Origin of the sequence: Amycolatopsis ponsaeliensis (assembly GCF_030182635.1) — a bacterium.
Taxonomy (GTDB): Bacteria; Actinomycetota; Actinomycetes; order Mycobacteriales; family Pseudonocardiaceae; genus Amycolatopsis; species Amycolatopsis ponsaeliensis.
In genome coordinates this window covers 476,233-492,786 of record NZ_JAPZLD010000001.1, presented here as the reverse complement: position 1 = coordinate 492,786, position 16,554 = coordinate 476,233, and the positions used below count along the sequence as shown (strand labels likewise).

The 16,554-nt window shown below is 69.9% G+C and carries 17 protein-coding genes and 1 pseudogene; 15 read left to right on the top strand and 3 right to left on the bottom strand.

All coding sequences use genetic code 11. The features are described 5' to 3' along the window. Positions 1-65: 65 nt before the first annotated feature. On the top strand, positions 66-1,502 hold the full coding sequence (locus QQ657_RS02230) for a sialidase family protein (protein WP_284740313.1): 1,437 nt from the start codon (positions 66-68) through the stop codon (positions 1,500-1,502). 144 nt (positions 1,503-1,646) lie between these two features. Further along, on the top strand, positions 1,647-2,852 hold the full coding sequence (locus tag QQ657_RS02225; protein ID WP_284740312.1) for an MFS transporter: 1,206 nt from the start codon (positions 1,647-1,649) through the stop codon (positions 2,850-2,852). Between the two features lie 118 nt (positions 2,853-2,970). Here the strand turns inward: QQ657_RS02225 and QQ657_RS02220 are convergent, their stop codons facing one another. Further along, on the bottom strand, positions 2,971-3,471 hold the full coding sequence (locus QQ657_RS02220) for a substrate-binding domain-containing protein (protein ID WP_284740311.1): 501 nt from the start codon (positions 3,469-3,471) through the stop codon (positions 2,971-2,973). A 22-nt stretch (positions 3,472-3,493) separates the two neighbouring features. Between QQ657_RS02220 and QQ657_RS02215 the strand changes: the two are divergent. The 4 genes and pseudogenes from QQ657_RS02215 to QQ657_RS02200 form a co-directional block, all read left to right on the top strand. Next, a pseudogene (locus tag QQ657_RS02215) lies at positions 3,494-3,838 on the top strand (FAD-binding oxidoreductase); the annotation flags it as partial. Continuing rightward, positions 3,833-5,326, top strand: coding sequence for a (Fe-S)-binding protein (locus QQ657_RS02210; RefSeq protein WP_284740435.1), 1,494 nt, complete (start codon positions 3,833-3,835; stop codon positions 5,324-5,326). The pseudogene QQ657_RS02215 and the gene QQ657_RS02210, both read left to right, overlap by 6 nt. 82 nt (positions 5,327-5,408) lie before the next feature. Further along, positions 5,409-5,630 carry a hypothetical protein gene (locus QQ657_RS02205; protein WP_284740310.1) on the top strand — a complete coding sequence of 74 codons (222 nt, stop codon included), beginning with the start codon at positions 5,409-5,411 and terminating at the stop codon, positions 5,628-5,630. A gap of 12 nt (positions 5,631-5,642) precedes the next feature. Next, on the top strand, positions 5,643-6,656 hold the full coding sequence (locus QQ657_RS02200) for an SDR family oxidoreductase (protein WP_284740309.1): 1,014 nt from the start codon (positions 5,643-5,645) through the stop codon (positions 6,654-6,656). A 262-nt stretch (positions 6,657-6,918) separates the two neighbouring features. Here QQ657_RS02200 and fxlM read toward each other — a convergent pair whose 3' ends face one another. Continuing rightward, positions 6,919-8,166 (bottom strand): methyltransferase, FxLD system, encoded by a 1,248-nt coding sequence (gene fxlM, locus QQ657_RS02195; protein WP_284740308.1) that lies wholly within the window; start codon positions 8,164-8,166, stop codon positions 6,919-6,921. Between the two features lie 446 nt (positions 8,167-8,612). On the opposite strand from fxlM, the gene cutA reads away from it, so the two are divergent. Further along, entirely contained in the window at positions 8,613-8,774 is a 162-nt protein-coding gene (gene cutA / locus QQ657_RS02190; protein ID WP_284740307.1) for a divalent cation tolerance protein CutA, read from the top strand. A 31-nt stretch (positions 8,775-8,805) separates the two neighbouring features. On the opposite strand, the gene QQ657_RS02185 is transcribed toward cutA, so the two are convergent. Beyond that, a complete protein-coding gene (locus tag QQ657_RS02185) occupies positions 8,806-9,318 on the bottom strand; it encodes an NUDIX domain-containing protein (RefSeq protein ID WP_284740306.1) in 513 nt (170 codons plus the stop codon). 409 nt (positions 9,319-9,727) lie between these two features. On the opposite strand from QQ657_RS02185, the gene QQ657_RS02180 reads away from it, so the two are divergent. From QQ657_RS02180 to QQ657_RS02145, 8 genes are all read left to right on the top strand, one after another. Continuing rightward, positions 9,728-10,618: a hypothetical protein gene (locus tag QQ657_RS02180; protein WP_284740305.1), complete on the top strand. Its 891-nt coding sequence runs from the start codon at positions 9,728-9,730 to the stop codon at positions 10,616-10,618. After that, positions 10,615-11,220, top strand: coding sequence for an AAA family ATPase (locus tag QQ657_RS02175; protein ID WP_284740304.1), 606 nt, complete (start codon positions 10,615-10,617; stop codon positions 11,218-11,220). The genes QQ657_RS02180 and QQ657_RS02175 overlap by 4 nt, the downstream gene beginning before the upstream one ends. Further along, positions 11,220-12,701 (top strand): ASCH domain-containing protein, encoded by a 1,482-nt coding sequence (locus tag QQ657_RS02170; RefSeq protein WP_284740303.1) that lies wholly within the window; start codon positions 11,220-11,222, stop codon positions 12,699-12,701. Before QQ657_RS02175 ends, QQ657_RS02170 begins: the two co-directional genes overlap by 1 nt. 408 nt (positions 12,702-13,109) lie before the next feature. Further along, a complete protein-coding gene (locus QQ657_RS02165) occupies positions 13,110-14,324 on the top strand; it encodes a helix-turn-helix domain-containing protein (RefSeq protein WP_284740302.1) in 1,215 nt (404 codons plus the stop codon). A gap of 45 nt (positions 14,325-14,369) precedes the next feature. After that, positions 14,370-14,684 carry a hypothetical protein gene (locus QQ657_RS02160; RefSeq protein ID WP_284740301.1) on the top strand — a complete coding sequence of 105 codons (315 nt, stop codon included), beginning with the start codon at positions 14,370-14,372 and terminating at the stop codon, positions 14,682-14,684. Positions 14,685-14,972: 288 nt separating this feature from the next. Further along, entirely contained in the window at positions 14,973-15,155 is a 183-nt protein-coding gene (locus tag QQ657_RS02155) for a hypothetical protein (protein WP_284740300.1), read from the top strand. After that, complete coding sequence (locus QQ657_RS02150; RefSeq protein ID WP_284740299.1) at positions 15,152-15,508, top strand: hypothetical protein; 357 nt, start codon at positions 15,152-15,154, stop codon at positions 15,506-15,508. The genes QQ657_RS02155 and QQ657_RS02150 overlap by 4 nt, the downstream gene beginning before the upstream one ends. Further along, the gene (locus tag QQ657_RS02145) at positions 15,505-15,924 is read left to right on the top strand and encodes a hypothetical protein (RefSeq protein WP_284740298.1); all 420 of its coding nucleotides are present in this window, start codon (positions 15,505-15,507) and stop codon (positions 15,922-15,924) included. Before QQ657_RS02150 ends, QQ657_RS02145 begins: the two co-directional genes overlap by 4 nt. The last annotated feature ends 630 nt before the right edge of the window (positions 15,925-16,554 follow it).

The following is a 16,554-nucleotide window of genomic DNA, read 5'->3' as shown; positions in this document are numbered from 1 at the left end:
GGCCCGCAGCGGCGACCCCGCTGCCCGCCTCACTGCCTCACCTCACCGGAGAAGGTGAACGCGCCATGCCGCTTTCCCGAAAACTCCTCACCGCCACAGTTCTGCCGGCCATCGTGGTCGGTGGCCTCCTGGTCTCCGCGACGTCCGCGTCCGCGAACGTCGCGGTGACCCAGGTCAGCTCCGATCCGTTCACCGACGCCCAAGCCCAGCACAGAACCGAGGTCGAACCCGACACGTTCGCGTTCGGCTCCACGATCGTCTCCGCCTTCCAGGTCGGCCGCGTCTCCGGCGGCGGCTCCTCCGACATCGGTTTCGCCACCTCCACCGACGGCGGTACCACCTGGACCCAGGGCTTCCTGCCCGGCACCACCGCCAACACCGGCGGCCCGTGCGGCCAGATCAGCGACGCCGCCGTCGCCTTCGACGCCAAGCACAACGTCTGGCTGATCTCCTCCCTCGGTGTCAACTGCCCGAGCGGCACCCCGGTGTTCACCAGCCGCTCCACCGACGGCGGCAAGACCTTCGGCAACCCCGTCACCACCGCCACCGGCTCGCTGGACAAGAACTGGATCGTCTGCGACAACACCACGACCAGCCCGTTCTTCGGCAACTGCTACACCCAGTACGACATCACCAGCTCCGGCGACTCCATCCGGATGAAGACCTCCAGCGACGGCGGCCTCACCTGGGGGCCGGCCCGCGCCCCGTCCGGCACGCACACCGGGCTCGGCGGTCAGCCGGTCGTGCAGCCCAACGGCACCGTCGTGGTTCCGTACCTGTCGCTCAACGACCAGATCCGCAGCTTCCGGTCCACCAACGGCGGCGCGAGCTGGACCTCCACCGTCCAGGTCGCCGCGATCAGCCACCACGACGCGGCCGGCGGCCTGCGCGAAGAAGCCCTGCCCAGCGCCGAGATCGACAGCGCCGGCACCGTCTACGTCGCCTGGTCGGACTGCCGGTTCCGGTCCGGCTGCCCGAGCAACGACATCGTGCTGAGCAAGTCCGCCAACGGCACCACCTGGACCAGCCCGGCGCGCGTCCCGATCGACGTCACCACCAGCACGGTCGACCACTTCGTCCCCGGCATCGGCGTCGACCCCTCGACCTCCGGCACGAGCGCCCGGATCGGCCTGACCTACTACTTCTACCCCAACGCATCCTGCATCGCCGCGACCTGCCAGCTCGACGTCGGCTTCATCTCCTCGACCAACGGCGGCACCAGCTGGAGCACCGCCACCCAGGTAGCCGGGCCGATGAACCTGTCCTGGATCCCGAACACCTCCCAGGGCCGGATGTTCGGCGACTACATCTCCACCTCGGTCCGGGCCGGCGGCAACGCGTTCCCGATCGTCCCGATCGCGTCGGCACCGAGCGGATCGACCTTCACCATGGGCATGTTCGCCCCGACCGGCGGCCTGCCCCTGACCGGCGGCGCCCGCCGCAATGCCGACACCCCGGCACTGCAGACGGCGGCCTCGCAATCCGTGGTGACCGCCTTCTGACCGCGGCACCGTGACCCCGACCCGCGTTGTGGAGGCGACGCGGGCTCGGGCGTGCCGGTGGAGAATCGACGGGTCGGCACATCCTCGCGAGGCCGGCATCGCAGCCGACGACCTGTGCGATCGACCGCATGAGACAGTGGTCCGGTGAAGCCGTCCGCCTCGCCGACGGGTCCTCAGCTCGGGCTTTCGCCGTGGCGATTCGTAGTCTCCTTCGGCGCGGTCAGCCTGCTGATGGACTTCGTCTACGAAGGTGCCCGCTCGATCACCGGTCCGCTGCTGGCCGGGCTGGGTGCCTCGGCCACGATCGTCGGTGTGGTCACCGGGGCGGGCGAAGCCGCGGCGCTCGGGCTCCGCCTGGTATCCGGGCCGCTGGCCGACCGCACCCGCCGCTTCTGGGGCCTCACGATCGGCGGCTACGCCCTGACCGCCATCAGCGTGCCTCTGCTCGGTCTCACTTCCATCCTCTGGGTGGCGTGCGCCCTGGTCATCGCCGAGCGGGTCGGCAAGGCCGTGCGCTCCCCGGCGAAGGACACCCTGCTCTCCCACGCCACCGCCGTCACCGGCCGCGGCCGTGGGTTCGCCGTCCACGAGGCGATGGACCAGGTCGGCGCCCTGATCGGGCCGTTGACCGTCGCCGGAATCCTCGCGGCGACCGGCGGCTACGGCGCGGCCCTCGGTGTGCTCGCCGTGCCCGGGGCAGCAGCGCTCGCCCTGCTGCTATGGCTTCGCGGCCGCGTACCGGACCCGGCAGCGTACGAAACCACCAGCACATCGGCGAAAGCGCACCCCACCACGGACAAGCCGACGCGTCTCCCGCGAGCGTTCTGGGTGTATGCGGGCTTCACCGCCGTCACGATGGCCGGGTTCGCCACCTTCGGGGTGCTGTCGTTCCACCTCGTCGAGCGCCACCTGCTCTCCCCCGCCCTGGTACCGGTGCTCTACGCCGCGGCCATGGCCGCCGACGCACTCGCCGCCCTTGTGACCGGCTGGTGCTACGACCGCATCGGCCCCCGCGCGCTCGTCGCACTCCCGCTGCTGGCCGCGGCGGTGCCGCTGGTGGGGTTCACCAGCAGCATCGGGCTGGTGGTCCTCGGCTCGCTGCTGTGGGGCGCCGCGGTCGGCGTTCAAGAATCCACGCTCCGCGCGGTCGTCGCCGACCTCGTCCCCGCCCCACACCGAGCCACCGCCTACGGCGTCTTCGCCGGTGTCCTCGGCGTCGCGACCCTGGGCGGCGGCACCCTCACCGGCGCCCTGTACGAGCACTCCCTCCCCGCACTCATCATCACCGTCACCGCCATCCAGGGCGCCGCATTGGTACTCCTGGCCGCCACCCGGATCCGTCCCCGGTAGCCCGGCTACCTCCGCCGACCGCCATGACCGGAGAGGCGGCGTAGAAGCACGAGCCTGGTTCCTGCTGACGTCCCTACCCACTCCGCTCCTCTTGACCGGCGCCTGAGAGAAAGAACCATCAGCGGATCCGGCGGCCGGTCTCCACACAGGAGTAGCCGCCGAGTTTCTCCACCTCCGCCAGGAAATCCGCCTGCTCAAGCAGTGTCCACAGTGGGCGGAGCTGGTCACCGTCGAGGTCCCGGGTTCGGAGCACGAGATCGTACGGCTCCTGCGCGACCGGCACGAAATCCAGCCCGAACGCGCGAGCGGCGGCGAGGATGCCGAGGCCGGTGTCCGCGCGGCCGGCCGCGATCGCCGCGGCGACGGCGAGGTGGGTGTGTTCCTCTCGGGCGTAGCCAGGCACGTCGGCCGGGTCGATGCCGCGCTGGGCCAGCTCGTGGTCGAGCAGGACGCGGGTGCCCGCGCCTCGCTGGCGATTCACGTAGCGCAAGCCCAGCCGGGTGAGGTCGCCGATGCCGGTGAGCCCGAGCGGGTTGCCCGCGGCGACCAGCAGGCCCTGGTCGCGGTGGACGAGCCGGACGACGGCGACGTCTGCGTCCGGACCGAACAACTTGTCCACATAGGACAGCTGGGAAGACTCCGCCGTCGCACCCGAACGGCTCGGCGACTACCTGCGGCGGCTCTCGCAACTGTACGAGGAGTTCGGCTACGCCAGCGACACCGGGCCCAGTCTCTACGGCCACTTCGGGCAGGGCTGCGTGCACACCCGCATCCCGTTCGACCTCTACAGCGCCGACGGCGTCGCGACCTACCGCCGGTTCATGGAACGCGCGGCCGACGTCGTCGCCGAGTTCGGCGGCTCCTTCTCCGGCGAGCACGGCGACGGCCAGTCCCGCGGCGAGCTCTTGCCGAAGATGTTCGGCGAGGAGATCGTCACAGCCTTCGGGCAGCTGAAGGCGATCTTCGACCCGGACGACCGGATGAACCTCGGCAAGGTCGTCGCTCCCTACCGGCTGGACGAGAACCTGCGCCTCGGCGGCAACTGGGCGCCGGCCGATCCGCAGGATCTGCACTTCCGGTTCCCCGACGACGGGCGCTCCTTCGCCCAAGCCGCCAACCGCTGCGTCGGCGTCGGGCGGTGCCGCCAGCACACGACCAGCGGCGGTCAGGTCATGTGCCCGTCGTACCAGGTGACCGGCGAGGAAGAGCACTCGACGCGCGGCCGGGCTCGGCTGCTGTTCGAGATGCTCGACGGGCACGGCGACAGTCCCGTCGGCGACGGCTGGCGCTCCACCGAAGTCCGCGACGCCCTCGACCTCTGCCTGGCCTGCAAGGGATGCAAGACCGACTGCCCGGCCAATGTGGACATGGCGACGTACAAAGCGGAGTTTCTCAGCCATCACTACGAACGGCGCCCGTGGCGGCGGCCGCGCTCGGACTTCACGATGGGTTGGCTGCCCGCTTTCGCCCAGGTCGTCGGCAAGCTGCGCGCCGGAAGACCGGTCAACGCCCTGACTCACACCCCCGGCCTGAAACGGCTGGCCACGCTGGCCGCCGGCGTCGAGAACCGTGAGATCCCGCTGTTCGCCGAAGAGACGCTGCAGCAGCGGTTCGCCCGGCGCCGCCCGACCGGCCAGGGCACCCGCGGCACCATCCTGCTGTGGCCGGACACCTTCACCGGCACCTTCCACCCGCACGTCGGGCAGGCCGCGGTCCGCGTCCTGGAAGACGCCGGGTGGCGGGTCACGATGCCGCTGACGCCGATATGCTGCGCGCTCACCTGGATCTCCACCGGCCAGCTCGGCGCCGCCAAGCACATCCTCGCCCGCACCGTGCGCGAACTGGCGCCGCACCTGCGGGACGGCGGGTTAGTGGTCGGCTTGGAACCCAGCTGCACGGCCGTGTTCCGCTCCGACGCGTTCGAGCTCTTCCCCGGCGACCAGGACGTCCGGCGGCTGCGCGCGCAGACCGTCACCCTCGCCGAGTTGCTCACCGAGCACTCCCCCGGCTACCGGCCGCCGCCACTGGACGCGAGAGCGATCGCGCAGATCCATTGCCACCAGCACGCTGTCATGGGCTGGGACGCCGACCAGGAGCTGCTGAAAGCCGCCGGCGTCGACGCCGAACACCTCGACTCCGGGTGCTGCGGCCTGGCCGGCAACTTCGGCTTCGAGAAAGGCCACCTCGAGGTCAGCGAAGCTTGCGCCGAGCGGGTGCTCCTGCCCCGGGTGCGCGAGGCGGACGGCGACACGGTCGTCCTGGCCGACGGCTTCAGCTGCCGGACGCAGATCCACCAGCTCGACAGCAACGACCGCGAAGGCATCCACCTCGCCGAACTGCTCGCCACCGGGCTGGGCGACGATCCGGCCCGCCCGCAGCCGCCCAAGCGCGCCGCGAAGCTCGCCGGCCTCGCGATCGGCGCCACCGCTCTCGGGGTTGTCGTGCGGCGCCTCACGCGCCGGAGGACGCGATGAAGGCCCGGCGGGTCCCGACCCGTGCGTGCCGTGTGGGGTGGCGTGCTGCTGGCCGTTTCCCGGTCGGTTTTCCGGGAGCGACGTGAGCAGGCGCAGGTCGGGACCGCTGGGCGTGCGCCACGTGGTCCAGGCGGCCGTCACGCTGGCGAAACCGCAAAGCACCCGGTGGATGTGGACCATCGATGCCGCGCACGGCGTGAGCATGCTCGGGCTGGCCGCCGCGGCACCCCGGTGGCGGACCTTCGCCCTGACGAGCGCCGCCGGCGCCACCACCTGGGCGATCGCCGCCCGCACCGCTCGGTAGAGAGGCAATCCTATGACGGACACCCGGCACCAAGTGGTCGTCGTGACCGGCGCCAGCGGCGGGATCGGCCGTGCCGTGGCCCGCGCGTTCGGCGCCCGGCACGCCCGCGTCGCGCTCCTCGCCCGCGGCGAGCAAGGCCTGAAAGCGGCCGCCGACGACATCCGCGCCGCCGGCGGTACCGCGCTGCCCATCCCGGCCGACGTCGCCGACGTCGAGCAGGTCGAAGCCGCCGCCGACCGCGTCGAGGAGGAACTCGGGCCGATCGACGTGTGGGTGAACGTCGCGTTCACCTCGGTCTTCGCTCGCTTCGCCGACATCCGGCCGGAGGAGTTCCGCCGCGTCACCGAAGTCAGCTACCTCGGCTACGTGTACGGCACCATGGCCGCCCTCAACCGGATGAAACCGCGGGACCGCGGCGCGGTCGTGCAGGTCGGCTCGGCCCTCGCCTATCGAGGGATTCCGTTGCAGAGCGCCTACTGCGGCGCGAAGCACGCCATCCAGGGCTTCCACGAGTCCCTGCGCTGCGAGCTGCTGTCCGAGCGCAGCGGCGTGCACGTGACGATGGTGCAGATGCCCGCGGTCAACACCCCGCAGTTCTCGTGGGTGCTCTCGCGGCTGCCGCACCACGCCCAGCCGGTTCCGCCGATCTACCAGCCCGAGGTCGCCGCCCGCGCGGTCATATACGCCGCGGACCACGCGCGGCGGCGCGAGTACTGGGTCGGCGGGAGCACTGTCAGCACACTCATCGCCAACGCCGTCGCGCCCGGCATCCTCGACCGCTACCTCGCGAAGGCAGGCCTGAGGTCCCAGCAGACCCCCGACCCCAAACCGGCCGGCCAGCCGGCGAACCTGTGGAAACCGGCCGATGGCGCGGGCGGGCACGACTACGGCGCCCACGGCGAGTTCGACGGCAAGTCCACCCCGCGCAGCCTCCAGCTGTGGGCCGGCCGGCACCACGGCCTGCTCGCCGGATGCGGCGGCGCGGCCGCCGCGGCCGGCCTCGCGTGGTGGCGCCGAGCCCGGTAATGAGCAGCTGGCAAGACTTCCCGCCGCACGTCCTGCGCGAATACGCGCTCCTGGCCGACGGCGAACGCGGCGCGCTCTGCGGGCCGCGCGGTGGCATGCTGTAGCGCCACGACGGCCGCTTGGTGGTGGACTCCACCAAGCGCATGCCCAGCTCCGACTCCGCATCGTCGACCACGTCGACCTCGGCGTCCGGCGCTTGATTGCCAGTGCTGCCGACATTCGCTTCACTCCTTCACTTCTCGGGTTGTGAAGGGCACCCTGGTCACCGAGTGGTGTCGGCCGCCGGTGACCAGGAGATCGTGGCCACGCCATGCGTCTTGACCAGCACGGCCGTGTCCTTGCCGAACTCGGGACGGTCAGAGCCGGTCGGCCAGTAAGCGAAGGTGGGTTCGCGGTCGCGGGCTTGGTGGTCCCATGCCTGGATCTGGTCGACCATCGCGGTGGCGGCGGCTTCGCCGTGCGTGCCGTAGGCACGCGCGCCGAACTCCGCTCCGCCGCCTTCGAGAAGAGGGCGGACGGCCAGGTAGGCGAACGAGTCGCCGTGCACGGCGCCGAAGGGGAACCACCCCTTGCGTTCGGCGGCCAGGTCGGTGCCCTCGTCGACAGCCAGCTTGCAGAAGCCGGGCAGGAACACCGCGAGCCACAGGTGCAGGTCGACAAAGGACACCCCGTGCTTGATCGTGACGCCGGACCAGGCTTCGGTGCGCTCGGTCGCCAGCACCCCGTCCAGCAGATCCAGCCCGGCCGGGACGTCGCCCTCGAAGCGCAGCTTGACGTGGTGTCCGTTGCGGTCATGCAGCAGGAAGACTCGTTCATCGCGGGCGCCTTCGCCCTGCATCGGGACGAACCCGGCCACCTCGGACGAGCCGCTCACCAGGTGGTCACCCTCGCGGCGGAAGCCGATGACACGGGTGATTCCGTTCATTCGCAACGGAACGACGATCGTGCCGCCCTCAGACAGGTGCTCCAGCCACGCCGGTGCCAGATCCCATGCCCCGGCCGTCACGAGGATCGCGTCAAACGACTCATCCAGCCCAGGCAGCGGGTTCTCGGCGTCGGCAAGCACCACGTCGACCTGGTTGCCGTATCCGGTGGCGTCCAGCAGCGCGCGGGCGCGGTCGGTCACCTCCGAGTCGATGTCTACGCTGACGACCCGACCGTCTGGACCGACGATCTCGGCCAGCAGGGCGGCGTTGAACCCGCCGGACCCGATCTCCAGCACGCTCATGCCCTGATCGAGCGTGGCCTGCTCGATCATCCGCGCCTGGATGTAGGCGGCGCTGATGGAGGAGATGATCACGCCGTCCGGGTCGCGTTTGATCGCGACCGAGTTGTCGACGTTGTAGGTGACGTCCAGCGGGGTGCCTTCGGCGACGAACAGGTGCCGGGGCACCGTGCGGAAGGCTCGAGCCACCAGCGGCGAGGTGATCATCTTGTTGGCGAGAAGCGTGTCCACCAGCGCATCGCGGAGCTCGGCGGCGCTGGCGTCTTTACGTCGGAGTGTGTTCACGCAGTTACCCTTTCAGAGGGGTAGGACAGTTTCTGGGTCTGCGCGACCGAACGGGCCGGAAGCGCACCGCGGCCCCTAGTGAGGGCGCTTCGAGCGCCGTGACGGTCGACCGACCAGCGGCAGCCGGATGCCTGCTGGTGCGGTTCGTGGACGAACTGTCGGCGGCGACCAGGTGCTGGTGGGCGATGGTCTACACCGGCGAGCCGGCGCAAGCGCCTGGTCCCTCGCACGTCCTCCATCACCAGTACTGCTGAGTCGCTCGGGCTATCTCAGGACCGGACAATCTTCATGCGCTCACATCGAGAGACACGTGCCATCGATGACCGATGCCCACGGTGGCCGTCGATCTGCCCACCTAAAGGCGTCCACCCCGGCGGGCCAGGCGCCATCTGAGGCCACGAAGTCGTGCGGGGCTTGGCGAACTTCCGCCAGGGGACACTTCGGCGGTGCTCGGGGACTTCACGTCCAACGCCCGCGACGCCGAGCTGGAAGCGCACATCGTTGAGCAGCACCCGTGGGACATGCCGGAGGTGAGTGCCGTCGAGCTCGTACGAGGCTCCTCCGACTACGTCCGGTGGCTCGAACAGGTGACGATCTCAGAGGCCTAGTAGGCGGTGTAGACCCGGCTCGCTGTACCGATCACGCGTCGTTGCGCGCAAGCGGGTCGAATCCGTTCTCCAGGTAGACGGTCCGGTCGGTGCGCACAACGTCGAGGCACACGGCGACTCGCCGCGCCAGGTGCGGCTGCAGCATGCCCGTGCTCTCGGCGCGGGTGCAGAACTTCCAGCGTTTCAGTTCCGGGTCGGCCAGGCGCAGCGAGGCGATCTGGTCCTCGTTGAGGACGCCGCCGTCGAATACGTGGTTCTCCAGCGCGGGGCGGCCGTCCGGCTGTGGCGGAACCCAGTCGACGACCAGCAACCGACCGGGCAGCACGTCGAGCCCGACTTCTTCCTTGATCTCGCGGAGCGCGGCGGCCCACGGCGACTCACCCTCGTCGAGTCCGCCGCCAGGGATCTCCCACGTCTCGGAGCCATAGTTGGCCTCGACGAGCAGGACGCGGCCCACGGCATCGCGCAGGATGACGCCCCCGCTCGAGATCTGCTTGGGCAGCGTGGCGTAGTACTCGGCGGGCGGCAGCCATCCCTTGGTCATGCGCCGCGACGCTACCCAGCCTGCCGAGCCCGCCGGACGCCGGTGTCAGGTACGGAACGGGCGGGAGCTCGACCAGCTGGTCACCGACCAGTTCGAAGGTCCGGCCGCACCGCGGGCATCGCAGCTGCGCGTCGAGGGTCTCCGCGCAGCGACAGACCCAGCCGATCGCGCAGGCTCGCTTGCTGCTCGTCCTGGGCGTCATAGTGCCCGCCGCAATCGGCAGCCGACGATGTTGACAGCCTGTTCTCGCCGGAGGGCCAGCACGGGTTCAGATGTACCTTTTGTTGTCAGCTGGCCTTGATCTCCCTGTCACGGCACCGTCGTCCGTGCAAGATCCTTCCGGACGAACCAGAGAGGATACCGACCTCGCAGGCTGGGCTTTTTGTGGGCATCGTGCTTCACTCAACACATGCCCAAAAAAAGCCCAGTAGAGGACGAGGTGATCGCCGCGCTCGGGCGGCTGCTACGCCGCGGCCTGCCGGTCACCCCGGCCAGCGCGGACACGGTCCTGCTCGACCTGCGCGGCATCGTGGCCAGAGCGGTCGACCCCGCCGATGAGGCCAGCCGCACCGCGGCACTGGACGGAACCCTGCGCGGTCTGCTCGCCCGCTTCCCCGACACCCGCTACGCCCCGGCGGCCCGCGCCCTGTTCGGCCTGCCCCCGGCCGCGCCCGGCCAGAACCTGACCGTCCGCCGCGACCTCGCGGCCGAGCAGGCCGGGCACGAGGTGCACCACTTCCGCAAGCGGGTCGAACCCCGGCTGATCGAGAAGGTCGCCTGGGAGCTGCTGGCCGACGCTGACCGGTTCACCCGCTCGCCGCTGATCGCGCCCCGGCTCGCGCCGGTCGCCGAGCGGCAGCCGGTTCAGGCGGACCCGTTCGCGTGGGAGGTCGCCGAGCACGAGGAACACCTGTCCCGGCTGTGGTCGGCGATCTACGCCGCCCGCGCCGAGCTGCTCGCGCTGGAACGGCTGATCAGTCTGGACGCCGACCGCATCGACATCGGCCACCAGGCCGTCACCGCGGCCTGGCGCTGGGCGGTCGCCCGCGCCGAGGCCATCGGCTACACCACCGCCTTCGCCCCCGACCTGGCGGTGCGCGAGCTGGTCGCGCTGGCCGGCTGGACCCCGGACCTGACCGACCCGCAGGTCTCCCGGCTGACCGAGGCCGCAGGCGGCGGCGCCAGCCGCGAGCAGTTCGTGCACGCCCTGCACGGCGAGACCGGGCTGGGCAACGCCTGGACCGAAGGCTTCCTAACCCGCACCACCCCATCCCCCGAGAAGAACGGACAGTATTCGTGACCAGCACCAACCCCGCTCTGGCGGCCGCGCTGGAGACCGCGGCGGCCGGCGACCCGCGCCGCTACGTCATCACCGGCGGGCCGTCCTCCGGGAAGGACGACTTGATCGCGGCGGTGCACGCCGCAGGCATCCCGTGCATGACGCAGGAACCCGGCCGGGAGATCTACCGTCGGCACCGCGAGCGGCTCGGGCGGCACCTGCTCAAAGAGGACCGGCGCGACTACTCCCTCGAAGTGCTGGACGCCTTCGTCGCCGAGTACACCGCCCACACCCACGGCGTCCGGTTCTACAACCGCGGCATCCCCGACGGCTACGGCTGGGAAGGGTTCTTCGGACTGAAGCCGACCACCGAGCTGGAGGACGCCACCGCCCGCTACCGCTACGACCAGGTCTTCGTGCTCGACCCGCTGGACACCTTCGAGGACCCCGACGACATCGTCTGGGCCCGCGAACGGGAGATCCGCCGAGTGCACGAGCTGATCGTGCAGGGCTACTACGACGCCGGCTACGAACCGGTGTTCGTCGAGCCGAACTCCGCGACGGCGCGGCTGGACTTCATCTGCGCCAACCTGCGCCTGCCCAAACCCAGCCGAGGAGCGTGATGTCGTTGTCCCGCAACGGCACAACCGGAACACCGGGCCTGCTGGTCTCCCCGAACAGCGTGCTGGCCAACGCGCTGCTGCGCTCGATCGACATCCTGCGCCCCCGCGTGCTGGCCGCCCGCCCAGCGCGGATCGAGTTCGTGGTCGGCACCCAGATCAACGGCGCCCCACACCTGGGCACGAACCTGGTGCAGACCGCGGCGTTCCTGCTCGCCAAGATCGCCCGCCGTGAATTCTCCATCGACACCGTCGTCCGCTTCGGCGCGCTGGACAACGCCCCGCACGACGTCATCCTCGACCCCGAAACCCACCACGCCTACCAGCAGACCTATGTCCACGCCCTGGGCAAGGACGGCATCGGTGAGCTGATCGAGCGCTACTACCGGGCGTTCTTCGACTCGCTCTCCGAGGCCACCGACACCGACTACGTGGTGGAGACCTACACCGACCAGCAAGCCAGCCCCGCCTTCCGCGCGGAGTTCCTGCGGACGCTGGAGCGGCTGGAGGACATCCGCTGGTGGATGGCCCCGTCTCACGGTGTCGTGCACGTGCGGGTGCCGTGCCCGGCGTGCGGATGGGCCGAGAAACGCGGCGACCGCACCAAGCTCGTGCACCTGGACGAGGACGGCGCCACCTTCACCGCGGTCTGCTTCGACCACGGCCCCTACGAGGCGCACATCGACCCCGACGACGACACCCCGTACCTGGATCTGGCGACGCTGTACCGGAACCTGGTCAAGGAACGCGCGCTCGGCCGCGACGGCAGCACGCTGCACGTGATGATGAAGGGCGGCGACTGGACCTTCGGCTGCCAGCTCGTCGACGGGGCACTCGGCGCGCTGGGCACCCCGCCGGAACGGGCGCCGTCGCGGATCTTCACCCCGCAGGTGCTCGCCCCGACCGGAGCGAAGCTGTCCAAGTCCCTGCTGCGCGAACGCGGCGCCGACACGCTCCCGGCCGACGTCGAGCCGTGGATGCTCGACACCACCGCCTGGCCCGGCCCGATCAACGACTACGTCGACGCGCTGGTCTGGCTGGTCGGGCAGCTGCTGACCGACCCGAAGCATTTCTTCCGCTCGTTCACCGTCAAGGAACTAGGCCGCCTGATGACCGCACGCCCCGCCGAGACCGTCGTCCGCGCCCACGAGATGGGCATCTACAAGCGCTACTTCGACCTGATCGCCACCGGCCGCAAGACCACCGAGATCCGCGTCAACGACTCCAGCCGCCGCAAGATCAAGCAAGGGTCGCTGATCCGGTTCCGCTGCCAGGGCGATCAGGTCCTCACCCGGGTCACCACGGTCAACCGGTACGCCAGCTTCGAGGAGATGTTCGACCACCAGGACGTCGCCTCGGTCAACCCGACCGCGACCCGCGATGACCAGCTGGCCAACATCCGCCAGATCTACCCGCCCGAGCGCGAAGCGCTCGGCGTCGTCGCGATCGGCATCGAGCTGGTCGACCCGCCCCGGCCCGCCTGAGCCGCGGCGGGAAGGTCCCCGGCGCTCGCCGACACCGGGGGCCGGGGACACCCACCGCCTCGGACCTCGGTGCCCGGGGCGAGGATCATCCTCGCCTGATCAGCGCTTCAGCGCCGAAAACCGGCCCGTATCCCGGCCACCACGGCGGGATACGGGCGGCGCCACCATCTCGTGCACGATCGAGCACAACGGCGAGAAGGTGAAGGCGAACTCCAGCTCCGGCGACTACGCCGTCGTGACGTGCGGGTAGGCACCTCGACTAACCTGCACGGCTGAGGCCGGGACGCGTGCGGCTTCCCGGCCTCACTGTTTGCAGTAGCCTGGTGCTGTACCTCTTCGCGGAGGATCGCCCCCGGGTAGCTCCCGGGGGCACGCGGAGAGGTCGACTCCGCGAATGAGGTGGTTCACATGGACCATGCCGAGATCGGCGAGCGCCTGGGTAAGATCCGCCGCCGCCGCGGCCTGAGCATCGACACTGCCGCTGGCCTGGCTGGCATCTCCAAGCCGTACTGGTCGATGTTGGAAAACGGCAAGCGGCGCTTCGAACGCCGCGGGCTCCTGGAGGACTTAGCCGGCGCGCTCGGCTGCGCCGTCTCGGACCTCACCGGCCAGCCATACCTACCGGGCGACAAGCTCAGCGCCGAAGCGCTAGCCACGTTGCCGCCCATCTCCGTCGCCCTATTCGACTCGACACTCGACGACGTGCCCCAGGACATCCGCGTCCGCCCAATCGGTGAACTCGCCCGGCTAGCGGCGCGCGCGAACGCCGCCTCTGCCGACTCGCGCTACGGCCTGGCGGGCCACGCCCTCGGCGACCTGCTAACCGAGCTACACGTGCACGCCGTGACCGGAGACTCAGACACCAAGCGCGCCGCATTGCGCGCCCTCACCGAAGCTTGCATCGTCGCCATCGGCGCCGCCCGCACACTCGGGAACAACGACCTGGCGGCCATCGCCGCACGCCGCGCTCAGGACGCGGCTGCCCGGCTGGAAGACCCAGCACTCGGCGGATTCGCTGCCATGTCCGCATCGGTAGTCCTGGGACGGATGGGCGCGCGCTACCGGGCTCAGCGAGTCACCAGCGTAGCCCTCGACGCCGTGAGCGGAGCTGACCCGGACGCCTCCAACACCGCGCCCGCAGAGGCGGCCGGGATGTTGCATCTGGCGTCAGCGCAGCTTGCCGCCAAGGACCACGACGCCGACAGCGCCAACACCCACATCGAGGTCGCGGCCGAGCTGGCGGCCCGCACGGGCGAGCGGAGCACGCTGCACTACGACTTCGGCCCGGCGAACGTCCAGGCGTGGAGCTTGTCGCTTGCCGTCGAACTTGGCATCGGCCCGGAGCGTGCAGAACAGATCACGCGGGCGGAGAACTACGACATGGGTCTCAGGTCAGCCGAACGCAAGGCGGCACTGCACTTCGACCTTGCCCGAGCCTTCATGCAGGCCGAGGGTGCCCGTGATGGCGACGCAATTCGGCACCTTGATCTCGCAGACCGGGTGGCGCCCCTGCGGATCCGGCACGATCCCATCGCCCGTGAAGTGGTCGCCGAGCTCGACCTCCGTGCTCGTCGACGAGCATGGGAGCTGGACAGCCTGAAGTCACGCCTTCAGGTGAGTTAACAGATTGTGAACCTCCCGCGCTGAGTCACGCTTAGCGTCATCGGCGTGACGGCGCGCGATGGTGAGATGCCCGCTCTTGAGGCGGGCGGTGAGAGTGACCGGTGTCCTCTACTGGACCGGCCCGAAAATGAACCCACCCGCTCCGCGCCGTCACGCCCCAACCAGTACGACGTGTTCTCCCGGGCGGCCAACGCTGGGAACGTGTGGGTGAGCGGCCTCGGCGTCGACGCGGGAAGCGCAGACGTGAGCGTCGTGGATCCCGAGTGGAGTGGCGGTAGCGATCTCGCGCGTGCGCTGTTCTACGCCCACCTAAGCACCGGCGTGTACGCGGTCCACAACGCCCGGCTGGTACGCCGATGAACCCGCCAAGCCAACTGGTCATCGCTACGGAGGGGTGACGACAGTGAGGTTGGGCAGGGCGGCAGCACCGACCACAACAGTGCCGCGACCGACCGGACCCGACCCGATCAAGGGCACACCCGCTCGACGTTCGCTCGTCATAACCCAGAGAGGTTACAAACCCCGCGTTTTAGTCTTGTCACATCAGGTCGTTACCAGCGAGGTAATACGCAATTCTGTCTGCCCCAGCCTGGTCGGCACGCTTCTGATTCGGCGATGCACCGCAAACACGAACGTGAGGAACGCACGATGACAGTGGATGTCGAAACGCTGGCGACGCTGCTGCCGACCACGTTCGCCGGTCTCTTCACGGTCGCTTTCGCCTGCGGCCAATTCTGCCAGTGGGCAAGCAGTCGAAAATCGGCTCGTGTCGGCGAGAGTCGCCAACCAGAAGGCGAGCAGCCCGCGGAGATCGGGGGTGATCGCCGATGACGACGGCTCCGACGAATCCGTTCGCGTTTCTCTGGGACGAGCCAGCGATCGAACCGCTCACCACGTTAATGGCACGTGGCTGGGAACTCCAGCCAGAATTCGACAACGACGGCCGACTCGAACGGTTCACCGGTGCGCGCACGTGGGACGAAGACGGGTTCGTCGACGCGCTGCGCGTCAAAAGCGAGACCGACGCCGCCGCCATCCGCATGGACCGCGCCGGCGGGAAGGTCTGGGAGCGCGAAGGGGACGCCCTCGACGTCCTGCACCAGCTCGTCGACCTGCCCGCACCCAACGACCCGCTCGCACCACGGCTCGTGGTGGGCTCGGCCCCGCGGTTGTGGACGCCGTGAGGTCGCCGTGGGCGCGGCGGCGCGCACAACGGCAGCTCGCCATCGTCCGCGCGCGTCAGGTGCTGGTCTCTCTGCCCGACATCGACTGGCACGACCCTCAGTCCGAAGAACAGGGCCGCCAGCAGCTGTACAACGTCGCGGCGATAGTCGATCGCGCGCTGGGCGGTGTCCGCGCCGGCTCGGATGAAGCGCAGGCGCTGAAATACGCCCAGGCCTGGCTGACGGCGTGGCTGCAAGGCTGGGGAGACCCGGCACTGATCCCGACGGCCCACGCCGCCCCGATGTACGAGCGTCTCGTAGCCGCCATGCGCACGGTCTCGCTCCGGCTGGCGTCGGGCGGAGACGCCGATCCACCACCCAATCCGGACGATCCGGAAGCCCGACGTGAACTCCAAAGGCTCGGCCCGGACAGGTGACACCCCCTCCCTCCAGTCCGGTCCGCGCGCCTCGACCGAACGCGAACTGCCAACCTCCGGGCGGTCGAGGCGCACCCAACGTGAACATCCCCAAGCTGGAGCGCGCTCGACGATGGAAGACACCTCAACCACAACACCGCTGCGGCATGACGGCTCGTCCACCAGTCCGCATTCGGCACGGGCCGATCGAACCCGACCGCGGGTTTGCGGAATCATCGCGCCTCCGACCGACCGGCCGGTAGCGACCATGCTGCGCTCGCCCTCCACGAACCATCCGCGCACCCACCGCCTCGACCTCGGCACGTTCGACTCAACAGGTGTGCTCGCACCAGCGTGCGCTTCAGCGGACTCCCGTCGGGACGCCATTGAGGCGGCGCGAGTCCGCAACCCGCAGTACCGCGTCACCTCCGCCGCGGCAGTCACCTGCGAAAACCTTAGATGCAGCGATGACAACGCCGGCACCGACGCAACTGACGATGCGATCGGGCCCCCGGATCTCCCGGAGCCGCCATGCCGGTGACCGACGGCGCACGACCCGAGCCCTACTGGTTGAGCACCATCCGCGCGCGGGCTCTGCATGACTACCTCGACTCGAGAACACCCACCGCGGTGCTCCGCTACGCCGCGCGG